Origin of the sequence: Inediibacterium massiliense (assembly GCF_001282725.1) — a bacterium.
Taxonomy (GTDB): Bacteria; Bacillota; Clostridia; order Peptostreptococcales; family Thermotaleaceae; genus Anaerophilus; species Anaerophilus massiliensis.
The window spans coordinates 1-962 of the sequence record NZ_LN876580.1 but is presented as its reverse complement, the minus strand read 5'-3'; the positions used below and the strand labels follow the sequence as shown (position 1 = coordinate 962).

The 962-nt window shown below is 53.5% G+C and carries 1 rRNA gene; it reads left to right on the top strand.

What is annotated here, in order from left to right:
* Positions 1 to 962, top strand: a 16S ribosomal RNA gene (locus BN2409_RS00175); the annotation flags it as partial.

Here is a 962-nt window from a genome sequence, read left to right as displayed (position 1 = left end):
ATAGCCTCGGGAAACCGGGATTAATACCTCATAAAACTCTAGTATGGCATCATATAGGAGTCAAAGATTTATCGGTATAGGATGGGCCCGCGTCTGATTAGCTAGTTGGTAAGGTAACGGCTTACCAAGGCAACGATCAGTAGCCGACCTGAGAGGGTGATCGGCCACATTGGAACTGAGACACGGTCCAAACTCCTACGGGAGGCAGCAGTGGGGAATATTGCACAATGGGCGCAAGCCTGATGCAGCAACGCCGCGTGAGTGATGAAGGCCTTCGGGTCGTAAAACTCTGTCCTAAGGGAAGAATAATGACGGTACCTTAGGAGGAAGCCCCGGCTAACTACGTGCCAGCAGCCGCGGTAATACGTAGGGGGCGAGCGTTATCCGGAATCACTGGGCGTAAAGGGTGCGTAGGCGGTCAGTAAAGTCTGGGGTGAAAGGCTACGGCTTAACCGTAGTAAGCCTTGGAAACTTACTGACTTGAGTGCAGGAGAGGAGAGCGGAATTCCTAGTGTAGCGGTGAAATGCGTAGATATTAGGAGGAACACCAGTGGCGAAGGCGGCTCTCTGGACTGTAACTGACGCTGAGGCACGAAAGCGTGGGTAGCGAACAGGATTAGATACCCTGGTAGTCCACGCCGTAAACGATGAGTGCTAGGTGTCGGGGGTTACCCCCCTCGGTGCCGCAGTTAACGCAATAAGCACTCCGCCTGGGGAGTACGGTCGCAAGACTGAAACTCAAAGGAATTGACGGGGACCCGCACAAGCAGCGGAGCATGTGGTTTAATTCGAAGCAACGCGAAGAACCTTACCAGGACTTGACATCCTCTGCATTACCCTTAATCGGGGAAATCCCTTCGGGGACAGAGAGACAGGTGGTGCATGGTTGTCGTCAGCTCGTGTCGTGAGATGTTGGGTTAAGTCCCGCAACGAGCGCAACCCTTGTCTTTAGTTGCCAGCAC